The sequence below is a fragment of the Methanobrevibacter sp. genome, assembly GCF_045220775.1.
Lineage (GTDB): Archaea > Methanobacteriota > Methanobacteria > Methanobacteriales > Methanobacteriaceae > Methanocatella.
Map to the genome: position 1 here is coordinate 1 of NZ_JBGUWC010000164.1, position 21,165 is coordinate 21,165.

General features: G+C 34.6%; 25 protein-coding genes. 15 read left to right on the plus strand and 10 right to left on the minus strand.

What is annotated here, in order from left to right; genetic code table 11:
- On the plus strand, positions 1 to 361 hold a 361-nt coding region (locus ACJROP_RS10335), incomplete at its 5' end, for a TCP-1/cpn60 chaperonin family protein (RefSeq protein ID WP_406535385.1).
- 43 nt (positions 362 to 404) lie between these two features.
- On the plus strand, positions 405 to 1,424 hold the full coding sequence (locus ACJROP_RS10340) for an adenosylcobinamide amidohydrolase (protein WP_406535386.1): 1,020 nt from the start codon (positions 405 to 407) through the stop codon (positions 1,422 to 1,424).
- Between the two features lie 666 nt (positions 1,425 to 2,090).
- Here the strand turns inward: ACJROP_RS10340 and ACJROP_RS10345 are convergent.
- Entirely contained in the window at positions 2,091 to 2,309 is a 219-nt protein-coding gene (locus ACJROP_RS10345; protein ID WP_406535387.1) for an exodeoxyribonuclease VII small subunit, read from the minus strand.
- A complete protein-coding gene (xseA, locus tag ACJROP_RS10350; protein ID WP_406535388.1) occupies positions 2,310 to 3,563 on the minus strand; it encodes an exodeoxyribonuclease VII large subunit in 1,254 nt (417 codons plus the stop codon).
- Between the two features lie 205 nt (positions 3,564 to 3,768).
- Between xseA and ACJROP_RS10355 the strand changes: the two genes are divergently transcribed.
- Genes ACJROP_RS10355 through pyrE form a run of 3 tightly spaced genes read left to right on the plus strand, consistent with a single transcriptional unit; the run spans position 3,769 to position 7,209 of the window.
- Positions 3,769 to 6,411: a PEP/pyruvate-binding domain-containing protein gene (locus ACJROP_RS10355; RefSeq protein WP_406535389.1), complete on the plus strand. Its 2,643-nt coding sequence runs from the start codon at positions 3,769 to 3,771 to the stop codon at positions 6,409 to 6,411.
- 30 nt (positions 6,412 to 6,441) lie between these two features.
- Positions 6,442 to 6,672, plus strand: a complete 231-nt coding sequence (locus ACJROP_RS10360) for a PRC-barrel domain-containing protein (RefSeq protein ID WP_406535390.1) — start codon at positions 6,442 to 6,444, stop codon at positions 6,670 to 6,672.
- Between the two features lie 9 nt (positions 6,673 to 6,681).
- Positions 6,682 to 7,209 carry an orotate phosphoribosyltransferase gene (pyrE, locus tag ACJROP_RS10365; RefSeq protein ID WP_406535391.1) on the plus strand — a complete coding sequence of 176 codons (528 nt, stop codon included), beginning with the start codon at positions 6,682 to 6,684 and terminating at the stop codon, positions 7,207 to 7,209.
- A gap of 33 nt (positions 7,210 to 7,242) precedes the next feature.
- Here pyrE and ACJROP_RS10370 read toward each other — a convergent pair whose 3' ends face one another.
- The 4 genes from ACJROP_RS10370 to ACJROP_RS10385 are packed head-to-tail and all read right to left on the minus strand — an operon-like array spanning position 7,243 to position 9,694.
- Complete coding sequence (locus ACJROP_RS10370; RefSeq protein ID WP_406535392.1) at positions 7,243 to 7,749, minus strand: molybdenum cofactor biosynthesis protein B; 507 nt, start codon at positions 7,747 to 7,749, stop codon at positions 7,243 to 7,245.
- Positions 7,750 to 7,761: 12 nt separating this feature from the next.
- The gene (locus ACJROP_RS10375; RefSeq protein WP_406535393.1) at positions 7,762 to 8,091 is read right to left on the minus strand and encodes a winged helix-turn-helix domain-containing protein; all 330 of its coding nucleotides are present in this window, start codon (positions 8,089 to 8,091) and stop codon (positions 7,762 to 7,764) included.
- 23 nt (positions 8,092 to 8,114) lie between these two features.
- Entirely contained in the window at positions 8,115 to 8,906 is a 792-nt protein-coding gene (locus tag ACJROP_RS10380) for a helix-turn-helix transcriptional regulator (protein WP_406535394.1), read from the minus strand.
- Positions 8,903 to 9,694, minus strand: a complete 792-nt coding sequence (locus ACJROP_RS10385; protein ID WP_406535395.1) for a helix-turn-helix transcriptional regulator — start codon at positions 9,692 to 9,694, stop codon at positions 8,903 to 8,905. The genes ACJROP_RS10380 and ACJROP_RS10385 overlap by 4 nt, the downstream gene beginning before the upstream one ends.
- A 208-nt stretch (positions 9,695 to 9,902) precedes the next feature.
- Between ACJROP_RS10385 and ACJROP_RS10390 the strand changes: the two genes are divergently transcribed.
- Genes ACJROP_RS10390 through ACJROP_RS10400 form a run of 3 tightly spaced genes read left to right on the plus strand, consistent with a single transcriptional unit; the run spans position 9,903 to position 12,511 of the window.
- Complete coding sequence (locus ACJROP_RS10390) at positions 9,903 to 10,409, plus strand: type II toxin-antitoxin system VapC family toxin (protein WP_406535396.1); 507 nt, start codon at positions 9,903 to 9,905, stop codon at positions 10,407 to 10,409.
- Complete coding sequence (locus tag ACJROP_RS10395) at positions 10,406 to 11,521, plus strand: DUF2117 domain-containing protein (protein ID WP_406535397.1); 1,116 nt, start codon at positions 10,406 to 10,408, stop codon at positions 11,519 to 11,521. The genes ACJROP_RS10390 and ACJROP_RS10395 overlap by 4 nt, the downstream gene beginning before the upstream one ends.
- A 15-nt stretch (positions 11,522 to 11,536) precedes the next feature.
- A complete protein-coding gene (locus tag ACJROP_RS10400) occupies positions 11,537 to 12,511 on the plus strand; it encodes a methanogenesis marker 2 protein (RefSeq protein ID WP_406535398.1) in 975 nt (324 codons plus the stop codon).
- Positions 12,512 to 12,528: 17 nt separating this feature from the next.
- Here the strand turns inward: ACJROP_RS10400 and ACJROP_RS10405 are convergent, their stop codons facing one another.
- The 4 genes from ACJROP_RS10405 to ACJROP_RS10420 form a co-directional block, all read right to left on the minus strand.
- Positions 12,529 to 12,918, minus strand: coding sequence for a hypothetical protein (locus ACJROP_RS10405; protein ID WP_406535399.1), 390 nt, complete (start codon positions 12,916 to 12,918; stop codon positions 12,529 to 12,531).
- Positions 12,915 to 13,127 carry a hypothetical protein gene (locus ACJROP_RS10410; RefSeq protein ID WP_406535400.1) on the minus strand — a complete coding sequence of 71 codons (213 nt, stop codon included), beginning with the start codon at positions 13,125 to 13,127 and terminating at the stop codon, positions 12,915 to 12,917. Before ACJROP_RS10410 ends, ACJROP_RS10405 begins: the two co-directional genes overlap by 4 nt.
- An 8-nt stretch (positions 13,128 to 13,135) precedes the next feature.
- The gene (locus ACJROP_RS10415) at positions 13,136 to 13,321 is read right to left on the minus strand and encodes a hypothetical protein (protein ID WP_406535401.1); all 186 of its coding nucleotides are present in this window, start codon (positions 13,319 to 13,321) and stop codon (positions 13,136 to 13,138) included.
- A gap of 171 nt (positions 13,322 to 13,492) precedes the next feature.
- Positions 13,493 to 14,230 (minus strand): thermonuclease family protein, encoded by a 738-nt coding sequence (locus ACJROP_RS10420; protein WP_406535402.1) that lies wholly within the window; start codon positions 14,228 to 14,230, stop codon positions 13,493 to 13,495.
- Positions 14,231 to 14,356: 126 nt separating this feature from the next.
- Between ACJROP_RS10420 and ACJROP_RS10425 the strand changes: the two genes are divergently transcribed.
- From ACJROP_RS10425 to ACJROP_RS10455, 7 genes are all read left to right on the plus strand, one after another.
- Complete coding sequence (locus tag ACJROP_RS10425) at positions 14,357 to 15,904, plus strand: methanogenesis marker 3 protein (RefSeq protein WP_406535403.1); 1,548 nt, start codon at positions 14,357 to 14,359, stop codon at positions 15,902 to 15,904.
- Positions 15,876 to 16,346 (plus strand): methanogenesis marker 6 protein, encoded by a 471-nt coding sequence (locus tag ACJROP_RS10430; protein ID WP_406535404.1) that lies wholly within the window; start codon positions 15,876 to 15,878, stop codon positions 16,344 to 16,346. Before ACJROP_RS10425 ends, ACJROP_RS10430 begins: the two co-directional genes overlap by 29 nt.
- A gap of 8 nt (positions 16,347 to 16,354) precedes the next feature.
- Complete coding sequence (locus tag ACJROP_RS10435) at positions 16,355 to 16,813, plus strand: methanogenesis marker 5 protein (protein WP_406535405.1); 459 nt, start codon at positions 16,355 to 16,357, stop codon at positions 16,811 to 16,813.
- Positions 16,813 to 18,054 carry a methanogenesis marker 15 protein gene (locus ACJROP_RS10440; RefSeq protein ID WP_406535406.1) on the plus strand — a complete coding sequence of 414 codons (1,242 nt, stop codon included), beginning with the start codon at positions 16,813 to 16,815 and terminating at the stop codon, positions 18,052 to 18,054. The genes ACJROP_RS10435 and ACJROP_RS10440 overlap by 1 nt, the downstream gene beginning before the upstream one ends.
- Positions 18,055 to 18,074: 20 nt before the next feature.
- Positions 18,075 to 18,635, plus strand: coding sequence for a methanogenesis marker 17 protein (locus tag ACJROP_RS10445; RefSeq protein WP_406535407.1), 561 nt, complete (start codon positions 18,075 to 18,077; stop codon positions 18,633 to 18,635).
- A 65-nt stretch (positions 18,636 to 18,700) separates the two neighbouring features.
- Positions 18,701 to 19,567 carry a radical SAM protein gene (locus ACJROP_RS10450; protein WP_406535408.1) on the plus strand — a complete coding sequence of 289 codons (867 nt, stop codon included), beginning with the start codon at positions 18,701 to 18,703 and terminating at the stop codon, positions 19,565 to 19,567.
- A gap of 586 nt (positions 19,568 to 20,153) precedes the next feature.
- Positions 20,154 to 20,891 carry a CARDB domain-containing protein gene (locus ACJROP_RS10455; RefSeq protein WP_406535409.1) on the plus strand — a complete coding sequence of 246 codons (738 nt, stop codon included), beginning with the start codon at positions 20,154 to 20,156 and terminating at the stop codon, positions 20,889 to 20,891.
- Positions 20,892 to 21,165: the final 274 nt, after the last annotated feature.

The window sequence follows — 21,165 nt, forward strand, 5'->3', positions numbered from 1 at the left end:
CGCAGAATCCATTTCTGGAAGAGAACAATTAGCTGTAAACGCATTTGCAGAAGCTTTAGAAATCGTACCAAAAACCTTAGCTGAAAACGCAGGTTTAGACAGCATCGATTCCTTAGTAGATTTAAGAGCAGCACAAGAAAACTCTCCATACATGGGATTAGATGTATTCACTGGTGAAGTAGCAGACATGAAAGAAGCTGGCGTAATTGAACCAAAACGTGTCAAAAAACAAGCTATCCAATCTGCATCTGAAGCAGCTGAAATGATTTTAAGAATCGATGACGTAATTGCATCCACTAGAGGTCCTGAAGACATGGGTATGGATCCTAGTATGGCTGGCGGAATGCCTCCAATGATGTAAATTTAAAGAAATTTTTATAATTTCTTTTCTTTTTTTTATTTTTATGTATTCTGATAGACTTATCTTTAAGACATCACTTGATGATGAAGTTTATTATTTAAAGGACACTATTTTAGTTAATTTTAAACATAACCGCAATGGTGTGTCTAGTTCCGAGCTTAATGGCGGAACTTGCGAGTTGTACAAATCTGTTTTTAACCAGCATCTGTCACAGGAAAAAATAGATTATCTGGAAAGCCATGACATATGCGAGTACTTAATAAATGAATGCAGCTTGATGGATATTGATTCAAATTATTCAACTGGCCTTATTACATTGGCTAATATGAATAATTCAAGCATCATCACACAATCATTCAAAAATATTGAAGTTACAGCAATATCAACTGCAGGCGTTAGGACAAATGCTTCGAAAGCTGGCGATCCCGCATCCTATTGGCAGGAAAACGGTGAATTTCATTTTGGAACAATAAACATTATTTTACTCATAAATGCCAAATTGTCCAAATCAACATTAATGGAATCGTTTATGACTGCAACCGAGGCAAAGACTGTTGCTTTAAATAATTTAAAAATCCCATCACAATACTCTAATGGATATGCAACAGGAACGGGCACCGATGGGCTTTGCATTTTTTCAAATCTTGATTCGGATGATGAGATAACCAATGCAGGAAAACATTCAAAATTGGGTGAGCTAATCGGCAAGGCAGTAATAGAATCCGTAACAAAAGCAATTGGAAAACAGGTTTGGATTACAAATAAATCCCAATCAAATGCACTGGTTCGCTTAAATAGGTATGATTTAGACATTAATGAGTTTTATAACTCTATCGATTGTGATAAAGATAAATTCATAAGACAACTGCAAATCGATGCTAAAAAACAGGATAATGTAGCCATTACAACTTCTGTTTTAAACTTAATTGATGAAGTTGAAAATAACTTAATTAAAAAAGAGGACGCTTTAGATTTAGCTCAAAAAATGGTAAAAGAAAATTGTAATAGTTATCCAATAAAAAAATTATTGGAATATTGGATAAGTTTTTTCATTGAATTATAGTAGTATATCTTCTCCATTATTCTTTTTATTATTGCTGTAAAGTTTATATTATCATTGCAATTTTATATTATGGCTTCAACAAACTTTAAATTAATTATTAAACAATATATGTCTAGTTAAAAGGCCTCCAAAATAATCTGAGGGGGTGGATAAATATGATGTTTTTTATTTTTAACATGTATTTATTTGCTAATTGTATCAGTTTTTTCCCCAACTGTTATGGTATTCTCTCAGTACACCTAAAGGAGGCGAAAGTTATGGAGTTAATTATCTTCATAGTTGGAACATATAGTTTTGATATTCTTTCAATAATTAAAACTATTGGTGTTTTTAATGTTAATTGAAGAGAATAACTCAATTTCACTTCCATTCTAGGCAATTAAATATATCTAAATTATCGATGATAGTCTTTTGAAAGTATTTGCATATTTTCGTGGGGGCTTTTTCCCTTAGATGCCCACTATTTAATTGCCAATTTTAAAAAAATAATTAAGTTTATATATTATATTTCATAAAACATTTACACAAGGGAGTTACTTTTAAGTAAACCTCCTTTAAGGTGTAAAATTTAATGTCTAGGGGAATATTGTGGAGTTAATCTCTACAATAAGACATTAAATTGATTTAAATTCTCATTAATTTGTTAAAATTTTTTCTATTTTGTTATTATTCAGTTGGCTTAAATTCCATTAATTCTCCGTTATCTTGAACGATTTTTGCAATTGACTCTTCTGCTGAGGATAATTTGTTTTCACATATTTTAACTAGTTCCATAGCATTTTTAAATTCATCAATTGCATCATCTAATGGGACATCTCCACTTTCCAGTTTGTTCACGATTTCTTCTAATTTTTCTAAACTTTCTTCAAAACTTAAATTTTCCATTTATATCACCCTTGTGTTTATTGCTCCATCATTAAATTCAACGTCAAGTTCATCTCCTGATTTAACATCTTTTGCTGAGGATACTACTTTTCCTTCTACTTTTGCTAAGGTATAACCTCTTTTTAATGTTAAAAGTGGATTTAAAACATTTAGCTTATCAACATTTCTAAGATATGGTTCCCTTTTCATTTTAATAATTTCTTGAGGATTTTTCAAGACATTCTTGTTTTTTAAATGTAATAATCTGTTTTTATTTTCTCCAATAATGTTTTTGGATGTAAAGTCTAGTTTAGTAACCAAATTATCTAAATGCATTCCTTTAATCTCATAAATTGATTCCGGATCTTTTAAAATCTGTTTTTGAGAAATATGAGTTAATTTAGTTCTATTTTGTGTTACTAGGTCGGTTATGTTTTTATTCAATCTTCCGGTTAATTGAGACATCTTGTATTTGACTTCGCTTGCATCAGGTACAGCTATCATCCCTGCCCCGGTTGGTGTTGGAGCTCTCGCATCTGCAACGAAATCAGATATTGTAAAGTCAATTTCATGACCCACTGCACTTATGACTGGAATTTCACATTCATAAATTGCTCTTGCAACAATTTCTTCGTTAAAAGGCCATAAGTCTTCTATGCTCCCTCCTCCACGTCCGACAATTAATGTGTCAATGTCAAATTGTTGTGCGTATTTTATCTTTCTGACAATCTGCGGGGCAGCTTGGTCTCCCTGGACTAGTGTTGAAAATACCAATATTTCACAATAAGGATATCTTTTCTCAATTGTTGTGATGATATCGCGTATTGCAGCTCCAGTTCGTGCAGTAACAACTCCTATCCTTCTTGGATATTTTGGAATTTCTTTTTTATGTTCTTCATCAAATAAGCCTTCAGCTTTAAGTTTTTTCTTAAGCTGTTCAAAAGCAACGTGCAGGTTTCCAATTCCATCTTCAGTAATCGTTGAAGCATATAACTGATATTTCCCATCCCTTTCGTAAACTTCAATTTTACCTTTAATAATCACTTTCATCCCATTTTCAGGTTTGAATTTAAGGGATGCTTTCCTGCCTTTAAACATTACTGCAGGAATTTGTGAATTCTCATCTTTTAAGGTAAAATAGCTGTGTCCGCTTGGATAGGTTTTATAATTGGATATCTCACCTTTGATGTAAATATTTCGTAAATTCACATCCATCTTTAGCTTTTTATTAATATAGGCATTTACTTGAGATACTGTTAAGTATTCTTCTTCCATGCATTCACCTTTAAACTAATGTTGTTAGTATGTTGTTTATACTAAATACAATTTTTCATTTGGATATCATTTTTCCCTATTCGCCAATCGGAAGTCATTTTGCCGACAAATTAAATGATATTCAATATTTTTATATATTAAATTGAATATACTTCAAATTAAGAATTAATTTTAACTAAAAACTGAACAATAGGGAGTTTTTATCATGGCAGCTTTTGAAAGGGTAAAATCAGGAATTGAAGAGTTGGATGAGACATTGGACAACATCCGTTTAGGGGATAATGTAGTATGGCAGGTTTCTAATCTTAAAGAGTTTTCTTATTTCGTTAATCCTTATGTAAAACAGGCTCTTGAAGATGAAAGGAACTTGATTTATATTAATTTTGGACAGCATGAGCCTTTGATTCCAATGACCGATGAGGATTTTGAGGAATTGGAAGCTGAGCGAAACAATCCCGAAACTGATTTTGCCATGATTGAAAGAAACGGAATTAAAATTTATAAAGTGGATCCGATGGAACAGTTCGAGTCATTTACCTTGGAAGTCCACAATATCATTACTAAAGAGGGATTTGATGCCTTTTATGTATTTGACTGCCTTTCTGACCTGCAGGCCGCATGGGCAACAGATTTGATGATGGGAAACTTTTTCAGAGTGACCTGTCCATATCTATTCATTCTTGATACTGTAGCGTTTTTCCCTGTCATTCGAGGAAAACATTCCTTTGAATCCATTGCAAAAATAAGGGAAACAACCCAGTTGTTTTTAGATGTTTACTCTAACAATAATGATGTTTATGTTCACCCTCTAAAAGTGTGGAACAGATATTCCCAGACAATGTTTTTAGGCCATAAGTACAATCCTGAAACCGGCAGCGTAACAACTTTGACCGACGGTTTGGAGGTTTCTAAGTTTTATCAAGTAATCAATTCAGCTTCCGCTTACAATAACGAGCAAAGCACAGACAGTTGGGAGAGGTTTTTCACAGCTACAGAGCTTTTGCGCCAAAACGGTGTCGATGTTTCTGACAGGTGTGATTTGATGTGCTCCATGATGATGGCCAAAGATGATAAGGTGATTGAAAAAATCAAGCAATACTTTGACTATGAAGACTACATCAACGTCTACAACCGTTTAGTCGGAAGCGGAATGATTGGTGGAAAGGCTTGCGGTATGCTTTTGGCTCGCAAAATCATTGAAAAAGACAGGCCTGACTTATATGCCAATTTCGAACCGGACGATTCATTCTACATCGGTTCCGATTTGTTTTACACTTACATAGTTTTCAATGATTTGTGGAACATTCGCGTAAGGCAAAGAACCAAAGAAGGATACTACGAAGCAGGTAAGGAACTTGAAGAAGGTTTAAAAAACGGCGTATTTCCGGAAGACATTAAAAACGAGTTCAGGAGAGTCTTGGATTACTTTGGTCAAAGCCCGATTATCGTCCGTTCAAGCAGTCTTTTGGAAGACGGATTCGGAAACGCATTTGCAGGAAAATATGAATCAGTATTCTGTGTCAATCAGGGATCTCTAGATGAGAGATTGGAGGCATTTGAAGAAGCAGTAAAAACCGTTTATGCAAGTACAATGAACATTTCAGCATTGGAATACAGGTCATTAAACAATTTGGATGACTGCGATGAACAGATGGGGCTTCTGGTTCAAAGGGTTTCAGGTTCATATTATGACGATTATTTCTTCCCTACAATTGCAGGTGTCGGATTTTCATACAGTCCGTATTCACCGCAGCCTGATATGGGACACAATGGAGGAATGCTCAGATTAGTTATGGGTCTCGGTACAAAAGCTGTAGACAGGACTCAAAACGATTATCCAAGAATCATCAACCTGGACAGGCCTCATGCAATAGACCATCCTAACGTTGCGGAACGCCATAAATATTCACAACATTCTCTTGATGTCCTGGACTTAAAAGAGGTTTCCCTTCATGAGATTCCGGTTGAGGAAGGCCTTGAAGTGCTTCCAAGATATGCAAAAAGGCCTGTAATAGAACATGATACTGAGGCCGAGAGAAGATTCAGGGAAAGAGGTAGAAGAAGGGAAATTGTCTTTGTAAACTGTAATGGTATCGTTAACAATGACAAGTTTATTTTCATGATGAAAGAGTTGCTTAAAACTCTTGAAACAGCTTATGACTATCCTGTTGATGTTGAATATACAGTAAATATCGGTGCAGATAACTCATTTGTTGTAAATCTGTTGCAATGCAGACCGTTGCAAATCTCAACAACCAAAGAGGAAATTGAAATTCCAAATGATGTTGGAGAAACCTATTTCCACATTAAGAACGCATCTATGGGAAGATCAAGAAAAGAAAACATTGAAACATTGGTCTATGTCGATTCTCATAAGTATTATGAATATCCTTATGCCAAAAAAAGCCTGATTGCAAGGATAGTTGGTGAGATTAACGCTTATTGTAAAGAGAATGATAGAACATCAATGCTGATTGTTCCGGGAAGAATCGGAACCTCTTCACCAGAACTCGGAATTCCAGTCGTATTTGCAGAAATCAGTCAATTCAGCGCTATTCTTGAAGAGTCTTACAGTAAAGTTGGATATGTTCCGGAATTGTCATTTGGAAGCCATATGTTCCAGGATTTGGTTGAAGCTGATATTTATTATGGAGCTATTTTCGAAAACGATAAAAGATTGGCTTTTAATAAGGATTTAATCAAAGACATGCCGAATAAACTGTATGATATCAATCCCGAACTGGATGATGAGTTATATGATATGATTCATGTTGTCAACTTTGATGATGAAAATCTTGAATTTTATCATGATATGGTCGGTGATGAAACTAAATGTATTTTAAACTGAAAATACAATATAAAAAACAAGGTGTTTTTTATGAGAATTAAAGATGAATTATTTGGCAAAGAAGTTCTTGATGCAGAAATTCAAATCGTTGGAAAAGTAGCCGATGTTGTTTTTGATAAGGACACATTTGAAATCACTGACATAGTTATTAAAAAAACAGGTTTTTCCGAACAAATCAAAGCCAGTGAAAATATGGTGCCAATGGAACTTGTAAAAGCAATTGGTGATAAAATTTTACTTAAAGGCGAAGATGATATCTAATTGATCTGCATGGTTTCTAAAGAGTATTTAATTGATTTATTAAAAGAAAATGAAGTATTTCTTGAAGGGGACTTTACTTTATCATCCGGAAAGAAAAGCAACTATTACATTAACATGAAAAAAGCCATTACAGAACCTGAAATTTTATCAACAATTTCCAAGCTAATAACTGAAAAGATTAATGTTGAAGAGATTGATAAGGTTGCAGGGCCTGCATTGGGTGCAGTTCCAATAGCCACAGCAGTTTCACTTGAATCAAAACTTCCGTTATTGATGATTCGCAAAGAAAAGAAAGGTTATGGTACTTCTAAACTCATTGAAGGCGAACTTAATGAGGGCGACAATGTCATTGTTGTTGAAGATGTTTCAACAACAGGAGGATCCCTTTTGAAAGCCATAAAAGCTATTCAGGACAATGGTGGAAATGTAAAAAGAGCTTTTGTTGTTGTGGATAGGCAGGAAGGGGCTGTTGAAGAGTTTGAAAAAGAAGGAATCACTTTAGAACCTTTGATTTGTGTTAATGAATTTTTTGACTAAAAAAAGAAAATTAATGATGAAAATTTAATTTCATCATTTTTTTACATGATGGACAAAATGAGGAAGTTCATCAATTATTATGCTGAATGCGGTTTTAACAGCATTTGGTGAACCTGGCATGGAAAAAATAACTGTTTTTTTGTATATTCCAGCGGTAGCTCTTGAAAGCAATGCTGCTGCACCGATTTCCTCATAGGATTTTGCCCTAAACATTTCGCCAAAACCATCTAATTTCTTTTCGAAAAGTGCTTCAACCGTTTCAACAGTGATGTCACGGGGATCAAGACCTGTTCCACCAGTTGTTAGGATAATGTCAACATCTTCAGATATCATACTTTCAATAGCATTAATCAAGTCTTCTTTTTCATCAGGAATTAAACTTCTTGATTTTAAAGTGTATCTTGCTTCAATTTCTTCTGCCATATATTGGCCAGACAAATCAGCTTTTTTTGATTTTCTACTATCGCTTAGGGTGATTACTCCACATGTGATGTCTTTTGATGACTGTTTCTGATGTTCACTAGCAGTTTCACTTTTCATTTTTTTTTCACCTTATTGTTTGATTTCGAGAAACTCTTTAATTAGTTTATATTCATCTAGGCAATTAAATAATTTATTGCTTGGATAATATAAAATACAATTTTCAAGCTCTTCTTTTTCGACATATTTGTGGTTGTGAATAATGTTTATGTGGTGTACTATTGTTTTATAATCTAAATTTAATATTTTAGACAGTTCATTAGCGTTATACGGTTTTAATAATAGTTTATCTATTATCATTATTGTTGTTCTACCACCTTTTCTTCCAATTAATAGATTTGAAAGTTCCCTATTGTTCAATGCATATATTTTTTTAGTAAGTCTTATAGCCTCATTTGTCATTTAGACCACTCTCACAAAATTAATCAGAAAGATTTAAACAGATTCAACGCCCATCTCATGGCATTTTTGTCTTTACCAATCAAAATCTGTGAGTCATCGTAAAGCCCATCCTTGAAAAACAGACTTAATGACATGAAATTATTAGAACGTGTTAAAAATATTTTCAAGTCATGATTAACGCATTTTATTTTCACTTTCCTGTTTTTAAGCAATGCTTTATTTAAATCGGTGTTTCTTTTAATAGAATTTAATATATTTTTGCTTACAATTAATTCTAATTTTTTAAACTTATCTTCATTTAAAAGTAGAATTATATGTTTGAAATGGTTTTCTGAGTAAATTGGTAGTACTATCTGTAGTTTTGTTGATTTTGAAATTAATTTTATGTATTTGGTGAACGCATTTGACAAATCACTTGTAGTTGAGTTTTCATATTCAACATCTTTCAATAGATAAATATTCTTCAACATTTCTTCTGGAATATCGCTTAAATCGTGATTATTCCAAAATGTCTTGTTTTTGTTCAGTGAATACCAATTTTCTATCAGCTTCACCATATTTGTTGTCAATAGATATCCATTAGATGTTAATTCATAGTATTTTTGAGATTTTTTGATGAGATTGATATTTTCTAATTCTTTAAGCCCATGCAATATTGTAGCAGATGGCTTTTGCAGTTCAATTCGCAATTCCTCTAGATTTTTAGACTTTTCATAAATGGCTAAAAGCAATTTTGTTCTCATGCTTGAAGTCAGAATATATTTGACGTTTTTGAATTCCTCTGTAAGTTCTTTTTTGGTTTGAATTGAGGTCATTTTATCACATCGCATTTTATTGTTTCAAACAAATTTCTAGCCCATTTCTGTGATTTTTCACTTTCACAAACCAGTATCCTATTTTGGTCAAAGCTCCCGTCATCTTTGAACAGTCCTAGGCTCATGTTTTCATCGCAAATGGTTAAATATACTTGTAAATCATCGTTTACAGGATATATTTTTAATTTTTTAGTTTTAGAACATTTTTTCATTATTTTAACATCAATTTTTGATGTGATTGCTCGGTAAATGCTTTTTGGAATTATTATCTCAACGTTTCCTTTGTCTTTTAATATATTTTCAATCAATTGGGGATATTCAGGATGGAGATATGGAAAGATTGCTTTTAGCGATTTTGTTTTCATTAATTGGTCTTTGGTGATATTATGGGTTTTATAAATGTCAATCGGTGTTGTTTCAATTAGTTTTGAATCTTTTAGATCTGTAATATTTTTTAAACAGTCCATGCTTAATTTATTCAAGTTATGCTTGTCCCAAAATCCATCGTAAGCTCTTATTAAATCAATGCTGCTTTTGAAATCCATCAAAACCTTAAAGTATATTTCACTCATCGGATTTACATGGTATTTGTTGTTTACCTTTTCTATATGGTTATTCTGCTCTAGTTTAGATAAATTGCTTGATACAGAGCTGTAGTTTATATTCGTATTTCTGACAAGGCCATGCACATTATTTGGGCAATAGTATAGTTCGCTTAGAATTTTTAATCGAATTTCGGATTGTGCGAGAAATTTGATGTCATCATCTATTTCATTGTGAGTGCTCATTTTTTGTTTCCTCCAATTTTTTTATAATATCAGATTTTTTCATCTAAATTTAAATAGATTTTTCCAAATCTGTACCAAATCTCTTCAATATCTATCCCAAGGGTTTTCCATACTTATTCCTATCTTCTCCCATACATTTCCCAAACTTTTACCAAGCGATTTTTAAAATTGCTAAAATTTATTAATTTATAAGATTTAATATATCAACATGGAAATCTGTTATGTATTAGATGCATCTGCCTTTATCAATGGATTCAAAATTGATTCCAACAACAATTTTACGGTTCCTGAAATTACTGAGGAAATTAAGGATTTTGAATCAAGATTGATGTTTGACATGGCTATTGATGAAGGCAAGTTAGTTATACAAGATGTGTCATCTGAGTATATAACTTGTGTCAATAATATAATTTCTGAATCAGGTGATATTTTAAGGTTATCCCTACCTGACAAAAAACTGATTGCATTGGCATACATGTTAAGGGAAGAGGGAAAGAACGTTAAGGTCATAAGTGATGACTATACAATTCAAAACACTTTAAAAATCATGAATATTCCCTATTCCGGCATCATAACCGAGGGGATTAAAGAAATCTACAATTGGAAAAAGGTTTGCGAAGGCTGCAAAAAGGAATATGATGATGATTATCCATTTGATGACTGTGAAATTTGCGGATCCAAGATATTTAAGAAAAGGATAAAGGTGAACAGATGAGAATTGGTATTGTGGTTCATGGGCCGAACATTATTGATTCAGGCTATGCCCTAAAATTAATTGATTTGCTTAAAAATTACGGTGATGTAAAGGCAAGGCTTGGAGGAACCATGGGCAGAACTGCCGTTATTGACGCCAGCTTGGAAAATGTAATCGATATAACCAAAAAGCTTGTTCCAAGCGATTCTCTAAAAATATTTTATGATGATAATGTTGATTTGATATTTTTGCTTAACTACGGCAAGTCCGATGTAACCGGTCAGGTATTCGGATACAAGGTCTATAACCATTATATTGATAAGATCGATGACAATAACATTCCGGTAATTCAGATTGAAAGGCCCGGCGAAGCGGATGGAAGCATCATTCCATGGAATAATGACCTTGACATTGTTGAGGAGCTGTCTCGAAAATTGAACCTGGCCATTGTAAAGCCTGATGAGGTTTATGATAATCATATCAAGAGCGATAATCCAGGATTCAATCAAAGAATAGTTCATGGGGTAAGCCCCGGTGAAAACATCATGGTCAACAGTGTTGTCATTGGAAAAACAAATTCTGATAAATTAACATTAATAGCAAAGGACAATCATATTGTCGATATCATAGGTGGCGAGCTAAAGGAGCACGGTCTTGAAAAGCTTGGTGAGGTCGACCTTGATTCTGCAATTATAAAGACAGGTCTTTTAAGAAAAGCCAAAGTCATTCCCCGTGTTATCTCGACTGAAAAGCCTAATGACTTTAAGATTACATTTTTGGACCATGCCGGTGAAGATGTTTACAGGTTCAGGGATTCCAGTGTGGTAATCACTGTCGGCGATGATACGACTTTGATATCTTCCGATATTCTGTACAGATTTGATATACCTATAATTGGAATAACCGATGGGGATTTGGACAAGGTTGTGGAAGATGGATTTAAGGTTAAAAATTCTGTCATCTTTGAGGTTGAAAGTGGTTTTGATGACATCGTCGGTCAAGATATTAAAAGGATAATCTTTGGCGGTAAACGGGAATCCTATGACTATCAGAATATCGATGAAGTCAAGGACAAAATTGAAGATATAATAAAAAATATAAACTGCAAATACAAAATTAATCTTATTAATTAAACTGGAAGTGTAACTTTGGATTTTGTAAATCTTGTTAAAGAAATTCAAGAATTTAAGGGAGTATCACGTAAAAGCTCCATTGATAATGTAATCTCTCTTTTGAAAGAGTCTTATAATGTTTCCGGAGATGTCGTAATTGACATTGGAGATGATGCTTCAGCTGTTGACATTGGAAATAATCAGGTACTGCTTTTGGCTGCCGATGGAATTTGGGGCGACATAATGAATGTAAACCCATATTGGGCAGGATACTGCTCCGTTCTGGTAAATGTAAATGACATTGCCGCAATGGGCGGTAAACCATTGGCCATGGTCAACATAATGTCAATAAGCAATGATAAGATTTACGAAGATTTATTAAACGGAATCAAAGACGGTTGTCTAAAATTTGGTGTTCCTATGGTTGGAGGACACCTGCATCCCGATGGTGAAGTTGATTCATTGGGAGTAGCTATTGCAGGTATTGCTCAAAAAGACAAGATCATAACCAGTTTTGGAGCGGAAGTTGGAGATAAGGTGATTGTTGCAATTGACCTTGACGGAAAGCCTCATGAAATGTTCAGCCTAAATTGGGATACAACTTATGACAAGGATGCCCAGTTGGTGCGTGATCAAATTACTGCAGTTCAATACTTGGCAGAACATGACTACATTAAATCTGGAAAGGACATTTCAAATCCTGGAATTTTAGGAACCTTGGAAATGCTTTTGGAAACTTCAGGCAAAGGTGCTGTCGTTAATCTGGAGGACATTCCTAGAAATGAAAGTGTCGAATGGGTTGATTGGCTCAGGTCATATCCTGGTTCAGGATTTGTTTTTACTGCTGATGAAGATAAATGCGATTATATCAAAGAATATCTGGCAAAATATTCAATTAAAGCAGAAGTTGTTGGTGAGGTTACAGACACTAACTGTCTTTATTTGAATTATAAAGACCAGCAGGCAGAAGTGTTTAATCAGGAAAAAAATCCAGTATTCATTTTTAGATAAGTTAAAGTTATTCTAACTCATCTATTGACCATTGACATTAACATTATTTCACCCATTAGGTTTAATTCACGTCTTAACGGTCTGAAATGCCTTCTCATGAAGGTTAGATGTTCATAACATCCATTATTAAATGTTTCTTCATCCACTTTAACTGTGAGTATTAGTGTTTTCCATGTTATGATTTCGGGGTCTATATCTACCGTTAGCTCAAAAATTCCATTTGGAAAATATTTTTTTAAACAGGGAGTGTATTCATCAAGGATTAATAGCAGTCCCGGATGCTCTTTAATGAAATCATATGATTCTTTTTCTGATTCAAAAGTGTAATTTTCATATAATTCATTAAATTTTTCATCAAAAAGTTGGGTGTTGTAAGTCAGTTCTTCTACTTGTTTAAGCTTGTTCATTTGCGCCACCTTTTTATTAGGGGATTTCTTTTTAAATAATTTAGTGATTGAAAACCGGTTTTGATATCGGATTTAATTGCATTTAATGTTTCTTCAAAATATTCATTGCTAAATTTATCTTTATCATAACTTGCACGATTTCTAAATTTTCTAAATTTATCTAATAGTTCTCCTATTTCATTTTCATTTGGATTTTCTGATTTAATCAATTCATCTCTTACTTTTTTGTGAATTCTCGTCCACCCTTTTCTAGAAAATATTTCTCTCTTTGCTTGATTAAATATTCTCTTGAAGAGCCAAATAATGAATAGTAGTATCTGTCAATTGAGGATCGGATGTATGCTTCTTTTGAATTATTAGCCAATTCATCAGCAACATCACAAAAATCCGACCATTCAAACATTGATATCACCTAGTAAAATTGTTGGAATATTAAAATATTGATTTAATGAGGTTAAATTGCATTTATTTGATAATTTAACCTTTAATATTTTAATTCAATTATTAAATAGGTCTTATTTCCTATAAATAGTTTTCTCAAGGTTAAAATCAATATTCTGGTCATTTTAAAAAGTTATGGATTGCACATTTTGCACGGTATGTATCCTTGAGATATTGCAGCATCCCTATTAGTAAAGTATACCCTATTGTGTTCTGCTGTTTTTTGACCCCATGTACAGGTGGATTTGTGGAATTTTCCGGAATTGGAGTTTGCAATGTATTTTCCAGAACTGCCGGAGCTTGAGCTTGTGTCCTTTTGGGTATGGGTATATGTTTTATATGAATCTGGGATGTGTGTTGATGGACCCGCCCAGTTATACGGATAGAATTCGCTTGGAGGTATGTACATTATCTCGGCAAGTCCTTCTTTTAAAAGCATCTCATTAACGTTTTTCCCGCCAACAATAACGACGGCTAGTGTACGGCCGTATTTGTCCTTGTTTTTGGCCTTATCCACATCCAGGCCAATTTTTTTGTTTAGACAGAATTTCTGAAGAAAGTTTTTTGATGCGATATATCCTTCAACGCCCCGTTCGGGAGTATTCACTCCAACCAAACGCACCTTTTCGCCGCTTTCCAGGTAAAGGGTGTCCCCATCAACGACTTGGGTGCAGACTCCAGTCTTTTCGACATGGCATTCAGTGTCATTATATCTATTTAAAATTTTTGAATTGGACACATCGCGGTATTTTGAAAATGGAATGTCATGCGTAAAACCGGTTCCTGAGTAGGCGCTGGCTACGGAAACTGCGCTGATTGCAATTATAAGAATAATTAAAATTAATAAAATATCTTTTTTAGTAATGGTCATGATTTCTCTCCGCATATAAATGTTATAATTTTGTGTTAAATATACTTTTTGAAAATCAAATAAATAATTTTAATATATAATAAAGCTATAAATATATAATATTAAAAATTCTTGTTAGGAGATTGTATGTTAATTAAAATAAATGGAGAAGAATTAGACGTTGCGGAAGCTTCAACAATTCAAGATGTGATTGATGAAACTAACGCGCCCTATACTCCTGGTAGTATTATTTGCTTAATAAAGGGTAAAAAAGAACTTGAAAAGAATATTAGCAAGTATAAAATTAAGACAAACCAAGGTTCTATCATTATCCAATTGGACGAATCCGATGAAGCAAAGCCTCTTGTTGACGTGTGGAAAAATCAATATGAGGAGTTTGTGGATTTGGACATTCGCTGGTCCACTCCAACCGAAGTGGCCATCGGTCCGATTGTAACAGATTTGGAACCTACTTCCGACGAATTTAAGTATTATGAGGGAGATGTTGTTTTAAGTTTATCTAGTTTTAGTAATGAGTCCACTCATTTAATCTTGCTTAAGGCGAATACGACAAATGTCTACAGTGTACCTCCATATAATAAGGGCATATTTGCGCATGTTATCGGAGGTAAAAAAACTTTGGAGAAGTTGACTGATGACGATAAGGTAACAGGCATCGAACCTATTATCGAAAGAAGCACAACTACTGATACTGCTTCTGTTTCTGATTTAAGCACAGTTTTGGAGGAAGGCAATGAGTTATATACTTATATTTCCTTTGAGATTGATGAGCAGTCACCGGTTTGCGTAGAGCATCTGTTCTCACTCATGAAAGGCGGTAGAATTAAGGTTTCATATGACAGTGAATCATTTTTAGGCTTTTATGATTTGGCAGGCATTGACAAGCCTAAGGAACACACTACATTAAGAAACAGAGGAACCATTACTGTCAGAAACAAGGGCGTTGGTGTCGGCAAGCTTTTCGTTTATCGTGAAAATAGGGTATTGACCCCAAATCATACTACTGTAGGAAGAATCGTAAACGGTATGGAAATCATTGACATTGCAAAGGAAAATGATTTCATTACAGTCAAATCTGAACAGCAAAGATTGATGCTTTTGAATAGAACTCAGGCAGAAGCTACAAAGATGTTATCTGAAGTTGGCGTTGAGCATATGATTGACGGGTTGGTTGATGATGATGCAATAATTGTCGAACAAATCCCTAAACATACAATTGATATCCTAAAAGAAGGCCAAGTGATAACAAAAGCTGTCAAGAAAGAAGATATTTGTACAATTAAATTTACAGAAAATGCTCCAAGATCTGTCAGATACTTTAAATACTTATCCGGTCTTTTGGAAAACCCTGTCGGTAAGATTAAAGTTCACTTTTCAGTACCTGGAATGCATATTGTTATTTTTGAAGGAGACAAAAAGTTAGCCAAAGGTTTGGTTCCGGAAAATAACCCTGTCGACAAGGTTATTAGAGGCCAAATAGGTATTACAAACATGGCTTCAAAGAGTGCCGGTTTAATCGGTATCAGATTTGAAGACAATATTGAATTCGGACCAACTGCCGAAACCTTTGAGGCAACAAACATTATTGGAGAGGTTACCTCCGATTATGACAGTCTTGAAAAATTAAAAGAAGGAGTTGAAGTATATGTCACCGAATCTAACAATGAGTCCTGATTTAGGTACAGAAGATTGGGATCCTGATGTAATTACTCGTATGATTTTTATTGGGCCAGGAGCTCATGTAAGCGAACAGCAGGTTGTCAGTGAGTTTCACATGCTTGGCTTGCCGCTTACCATCAAAAACACTTGTTATGGATCAATGATTAGTGGAAAAAGCGAAGATGTCTACAAAGCTATTGAAGAGATTAGAAAGCTTGACCCAGCACATATCTTCACAAAGGAAAGGGGATTCGCTCCAGGTGATCCTAGAAGATGCAGGGGTCACCGGTTCGGTCCAAGGGAAGGTTTCCACCAGATGGAAAAGGAATATAGAATACTCGGTTTTGTTTCTGAAGCTTTAGAAAACCCTAAAGAAGTTGAACTTGAAGAGAAAAAACCAGTTGACGTTGACGAATTTAAAAAAATCATGAATGAATGTTTAGAAAATAAGGAATAGGTGAAAATATGGTTAAAATAGCTCTTTATCCTCCAAATTCATTAATCTTAGCAGATTTACTTGAAAGGAGAGGTCATACTCCTTTAGTTTTACAAAAACAAATCAGACAAAAAATCAAAGATCCGGAGATTGATTCTCCGCCGATGAATATTACTGAAGATGATCCAATCAAAGGACTTAAGTATGCGGCTATTGAGGTTCCTTCCGGTGTTCGTGGAAGAATGGCAATAATCGGACCTCTTATAGACGAAGCGGAAGCGGCAATAGTTGTTGATGGCGCACCATACGGTTTCGGTTGTATCGGTTGTGCAAGAACTAATGAATTGTCAATTTTCCTGCTTAGAAATAAAGGTATTCCTGTTTTGGAACTTGAATATCCAACCAATCAGGATGAGACATATGTTATGGTGAATAAAATTAACGAATTTGTAGATTCACTTGAAGAAACTATCGTGGAGGAAGAATAATGGTTAAAATTGCTTTAGTTTCATGCGGAACAGAATATAGTGGAATTCAAAAGGAGATTGAAAAGGCGGCAAACAAGTTCGGCGCTGAAATTGTCCTTCCTGAAATCGATTTGGATTACATTGACGAGTCTTATGAGAAATTCGGATTTTCAGCTCAAAGTTCAAGTTTGAAGCTGATGATTGCAAGGGCAATGGCTATTGTTGAAGGCAGGTCCAAGCCCGATGCGGTGTTCATTGCAACCTGTTTCAGATGTGCCGAAGCTGCACTGGTCAGAAATGAAGTAAGGAGATTCATTCAAAACAATACACGTATTCCTGTAGTTACCTATTCATTTACAGAAAGGACAAAAGCTGATGAACTCTTTATCCGTATGGAAGCATTGGCTACTACTGTAACACGCAGAAACATTCTTGCCCGTGAAAAACAAGAAGGTCTTACTCTTGGTTTAGACTCCGGTTCAACAACTACAAAAGCTGTGCTCATGGAAAACAACCAGGTTATAGGTACCGGTTGGACCGCTACAAAAGACATTATCGAATCTGCAAAAACAGCAGCTGCCGAAGCGTTTGCCAATACTGATTACGGATGGGATGATGTAGACGGTATTGGAACCACCGGTTACGGTAGGTTCACCATGGGTCAGGAATTCGGCGCAGAGCTTATCCAAGAGGAATTGTCCGTTAATGCAAAAGGTGCGGTATACCTGGCAGATTGCCAAAAAGGAGAAGCTACTGTATTGGATATCGGTGGTATGGACAACAAGGTAATTACTGTAAACAACGGTATTCCTGATAACTTCACCATGGGTGGTATCTGTGCAGGTGCATCCGGAAGATTTTTAGACATGACTTCCCGCAGATTGGATGTGGACATTACAGAATTAGGTCCTTTAGCTGTCCAAGGGGATTGGAGAAAAGCAATGTTGAACTCATACTGTATTGTATTCGGTATTCAAGACCTTGTTACCACACTTGCGGCAGGAGGTTCCAAAGCTGATGTTGCCGCAGCGGCATGTCACTCCGTATCAGAGCAAGTTTACGAACAGCAACTTCAGGAAATTGACATTCGTGAACCTTTAATCCAAGTGGGAGGAACAAGCTTAATTTCTGGTCTTGTTGAAGCAGTAAGTGAGACTTTAGGTGGAATTAATGTTATTGTCCCTGAATATTCCCAACACATCGGTGCGGTAGGGGCTGCACTTTTAGTATCTGGAATGGGACACAGACAAGATAATAAATAATCATTTAAAGGGTTGATTTGATGTTAGTTGAATGCTATGATGAAAGGGGTGCAGAAGTTTATGAAATCATCATCAAACAGATTTTCCAAGATTTGGTTTTGGGAGCTTCTGTCGATGATTTAAAGGCTTATGTCAATCCAGATGACCCTGTATTTGTTTTAGCTATTAAAATGAGGCAGACTTCCAATGCCATTTTGTTTGAGGAAGTTGCCAATTTAACTTATGATAAGGCAAATGACAAAACAGTTATTTTAATTGATGATGAGAATTATCTTCCAAACATTTTAAAGGTGTTATGGAGACAATTTTCAAGAGATGAAATCTATCAACCGAATAGATATCAGCTTGAAATCAAAGGTGATTATACCAGTTTAAAGTCAGAAGTTGTGGATGACCCTCATTCTAACTTGCAAAGGCGTGTTTATGATGCGGTCTTCAGAATATTGCCGGAAGGCTTTAAAATAATCAAAGATCTATCCACTGAAGATATCGTAACTGTTGTTGCTACCGATGAGCTAATCAAAGATGAATGGATTGAAAAAGCACACGAGTTTATCGATGAGTTGAACAAGGGTATGTAGAAAAGTTTATATATTTGTTCGTATCAATACAAAATAACAGGAGTTATATTTAAGGAGGGAGTAGTATGAATGAACACAAAGGTTCAAGATTTGCACACATAACAAAAGCACACCCATGCTTCAACGAAAAAATGCACGATAAAGTCGGAAGAGCACATGTACCAGTAGCACCAAAATGCAATATCTTTTGTAACTTCTGTACAAGAGATATCAATGATGAAGAGAACAGGCCTGGAGTTGCAAGCTGTGTCATGAACCCTGATGATGCCATTAAACATGTCAATGATGTTACAGCAGATGGTCCAATCGCCGTTGTAGGCGTTGCAGGTCCTGGAGATTCACTTGCAAATGAGGCAACATTTGAATTTTTTGAAAAATTGGCAAAAGAACAACCTGATTTGATTAAATGTATGAGTACAAACGGACTTTTGCTTCCAAAATATGCTGATAAGCTTGCAGAGCTTGGAGTAAACTCTGTTACCGTAACAATAAATGCTGTTGACCCTGATATTGCTGAAGAGATTTATTCATTCATCAAATACGAAGGAAAAGTATACAAAGGCCTTGAAGCTGCTGAAATTCTAATTAAAAACCAATTGGAAGGTGTTGAAAAGGCAGCCGCCAACGGTTTGGTTGTAAAAGTCAATTCAGTATTGATTCCTGGATTGAATGATGAGCATATTGTTGAAATAGCTAAGGAAGTCAAAAAAAGAGGTGCTGCCTTAATGAATGTATTGCCTTTAATTCCTTTAGCTAAAATGAAACATTATCAACGTCCTGACTGTTCCATGATGGAAAAGGTCAGAGAGGAAGTTGAAGAAATCATACCGGTATTCAGGGCATGCACTCAATGCAGAGCAGACGCTTACGGAATACCTGGTAAGAAAAGCGAAGATCATCATTTAGGAATGACTCCACAAAGTCATTACTAAATTCTTTTTTTTAATTTTTATATGTATGCTCTATCATATTTTTCAGTTTTAAGGATTATCTGTGATATTTTCTTCAGACAATAATCTTTTTAAAAGAAGATAAGTTTCGTACTGAGCTTTTTATCCTTTTCAATAGTAAAAATCGATTTTTTTCCTGGCAGTTTTTGGAAACTTATTCGTAAGTCTTTTTCAAATCTGGGGTTTCTACATTATAATAAGCTAATCTGATTATTTTATTTTAACTGTAATAATATTTTTACAATTTATTCAAGTTATTGTTTATTAAGTATTAATTATCAAAAAATGGAAATTATTATATGCATTTATATTAAGATTATTTACTGTAGAATATTCTATTTAATATTAAATAAAATATCTTAGTGAACAGTAATAAGTTGGATTTTTAGGTATGTTTTGGTTTTATATGGATAGGGCATATCTGGTGTTGATTAGGTGTATTCTGGTTTTTATGGGCCGGATATATTTTGGTGTTGATTAGGTATGCTGATTTATATGGATCGGGCATATTTGGTGTTGATTTATTTATTTGTTCGAATTTGTTTAAAAAAATTTGAGGGAATAAACTATGAATATCAAAAATAAAATATTGGCTGCATTATTAATATTCGTATTCGTAGCGTCTATTAGTGCTGTAGTCGCAGAAGATGTCGTCGATGCTGAACCATTGGCTGCAGATAATGATGTTGAATCCATTGCTGTAAGTGAAGAGGATAATGCTCCTGTTGCAGCAGCAGAAGATGAAGAAACACAAGCCGCTCAAGACGCTGATGTTGCAACAGCTGATGGTGGTTCATCAAATCTGACTAGCCTTGCTGTCAAAGTGGATGTTCTTGACAAAAATCCTAAAGCGGGGGATGAAGTAAGATTTAAAATTACTGTAACTAACTTCGGTGAACATCCAGCCAATAATGTTATGGTGGGATTTGCCATTACAGACCTTCAGGGTAATCCTGACTCCACTTTTAAATTAGTGGATGATGGAGGATATGATGTAGTACCATATGATGGAGGATATGAGGCTGATTTCGGTTTCCTTGATGCAGGTGAAACTCAAAGTGTTGTTGTAACATTTTTAGCAACTGAACCCGGTACAAAATTGTTTGCTGCTATTGTAACATCTGATGACAGTATTCAAGAACCCGACAGCCAATTTGCAGGCAATATAACTGTTGGTGAAGCTTCCGCTAATAACGCTAATAAAGCTAAAGCTGCTTCAGTTGAAACTTTACCGGCAACCGGTAATCCTTTGGCTCTTTTAGCATTGTCTTTGTTCAGCATTGTTCCTTACTATCGCAGGAAATAAAAACTTAAAGTAGGGATTATTCAATCCCTTTTTTTATTCTTTTTTTTAAAATAACTCTCTTAAAATATGTTAGATTTAAAGAAAAATATGCCATTCTTGAGGAGAATAATCTTTTAGCTTAAAAGAATTCCTTTAGAATAGCCAATATCTTTTCATTGTTTTTTCCAACTAGAAGGTTGTGTTTGGTATTATCAAATACAATCAATTTTGAATTTTCAATCTTATTGTGCAATTCTTTTTGCATATCTAAAGTGGAGATGTCATCGTACTTGCC

What these genes read in the sequence shown, in the direction of transcription:
- ACJROP_RS10440 (WP_406535406.1), top strand. Translation starts at nt 16,813, where the DNA reads ATGGTTAAAATTGCTTTAGTTTCATGCGGAACAGAATATAGTGGAATT.
- ACJROP_RS10340 (WP_406535386.1), top strand. Translation starts at nt 405, where the DNA reads ATGTATTCTGATAGACTTATCTTTAAGACATCACTTGATGATGAAGTT.
- ACJROP_RS10430 (WP_406535404.1), top strand. Translation starts at nt 15,876, where the DNA reads ATGTCACCGAATCTAACAATGAGTCCTGATTTAGGTACAGAAGATTGG.
- ACJROP_RS10355 (WP_406535389.1), top strand. Translation starts at nt 3,769, where the DNA reads ATGGCAGCTTTTGAAAGGGTAAAATCAGGAATTGAAGAGTTGGATGAG.
- ACJROP_RS10455 (WP_406535409.1), top strand. Translation starts at nt 20,154, where the DNA reads ATGAATATCAAAAATAAAATATTGGCTGCATTATTAATATTCGTATTC.
- ACJROP_RS10375 (WP_406535393.1), bottom strand. Translation starts at nt 8,091, where the DNA reads ATGACAAATGAGGCTATAAGACTTACTAAAAAAATATATGCATTGAAC.
- ACJROP_RS10385 (WP_406535395.1), bottom strand. Translation starts at nt 9,694, where the DNA reads ATGAGCACTCACAATGAAATAGATGATGACATCAAATTTCTCGCACAA.
- ACJROP_RS10370 (WP_406535392.1), bottom strand. Translation starts at nt 7,749, where the DNA reads ATGAAAAGTGAAACTGCTAGTGAACATCAGAAACAGTCATCAAAAGAC.
- ACJROP_RS10405 (WP_406535399.1), bottom strand. Translation starts at nt 12,918, where the DNA reads ATGAACAAGCTTAAACAAGTAGAAGAACTGACTTACAACACCCAACTT.
- ACJROP_RS10435 (WP_406535405.1), top strand. Translation starts at nt 16,355, where the DNA reads ATGGTTAAAATAGCTCTTTATCCTCCAAATTCATTAATCTTAGCAGAT.
- ACJROP_RS10390 (WP_406535396.1), top strand. Translation starts at nt 9,903, where the DNA reads ATGGAAATCTGTTATGTATTAGATGCATCTGCCTTTATCAATGGATTC.
- ACJROP_RS10360 (WP_406535390.1), top strand. Translation starts at nt 6,442, where the DNA reads ATGAGAATTAAAGATGAATTATTTGGCAAAGAAGTTCTTGATGCAGAA.
- pyrE (WP_406535391.1), top strand. Translation starts at nt 6,682, where the DNA reads ATGGTTTCTAAAGAGTATTTAATTGATTTATTAAAAGAAAATGAAGTA.
- ACJROP_RS10420 (WP_406535402.1), bottom strand. Translation starts at nt 14,230, where the DNA reads ATGACCATTACTAAAAAAGATATTTTATTAATTTTAATTATTCTTATA.
- xseA (WP_406535388.1), bottom strand. Translation starts at nt 3,563, where the DNA reads ATGGAAGAAGAATACTTAACAGTATCTCAAGTAAATGCCTATATTAAT.
- ACJROP_RS10415 (WP_406535401.1), bottom strand. Translation starts at nt 13,321, where the DNA reads ATGTTTGAATGGTCGGATTTTTGTGATGTTGCTGATGAATTGGCTAAT.
- ACJROP_RS10380 (WP_406535394.1), bottom strand. Translation starts at nt 8,906, where the DNA reads ATGACCTCAATTCAAACCAAAAAAGAACTTACAGAGGAATTCAAAAAC.
- ACJROP_RS10395 (WP_406535397.1), top strand. Translation starts at nt 10,406, where the DNA reads ATGAGAATTGGTATTGTGGTTCATGGGCCGAACATTATTGATTCAGGC.
- ACJROP_RS10450 (WP_406535408.1), top strand. Translation starts at nt 18,701, where the DNA reads ATGAATGAACACAAAGGTTCAAGATTTGCACACATAACAAAAGCACAC.
- ACJROP_RS10445 (WP_406535407.1), top strand. Translation starts at nt 18,075, where the DNA reads ATGTTAGTTGAATGCTATGATGAAAGGGGTGCAGAAGTTTATGAAATC.
- ACJROP_RS10425 (WP_406535403.1), top strand. Translation starts at nt 14,357, where the DNA reads ATGTTAATTAAAATAAATGGAGAAGAATTAGACGTTGCGGAAGCTTCA.
- ACJROP_RS10345 (WP_406535387.1), bottom strand. Translation starts at nt 2,309, where the DNA reads ATGGAAAATTTAAGTTTTGAAGAAAGTTTAGAAAAATTAGAAGAAATC.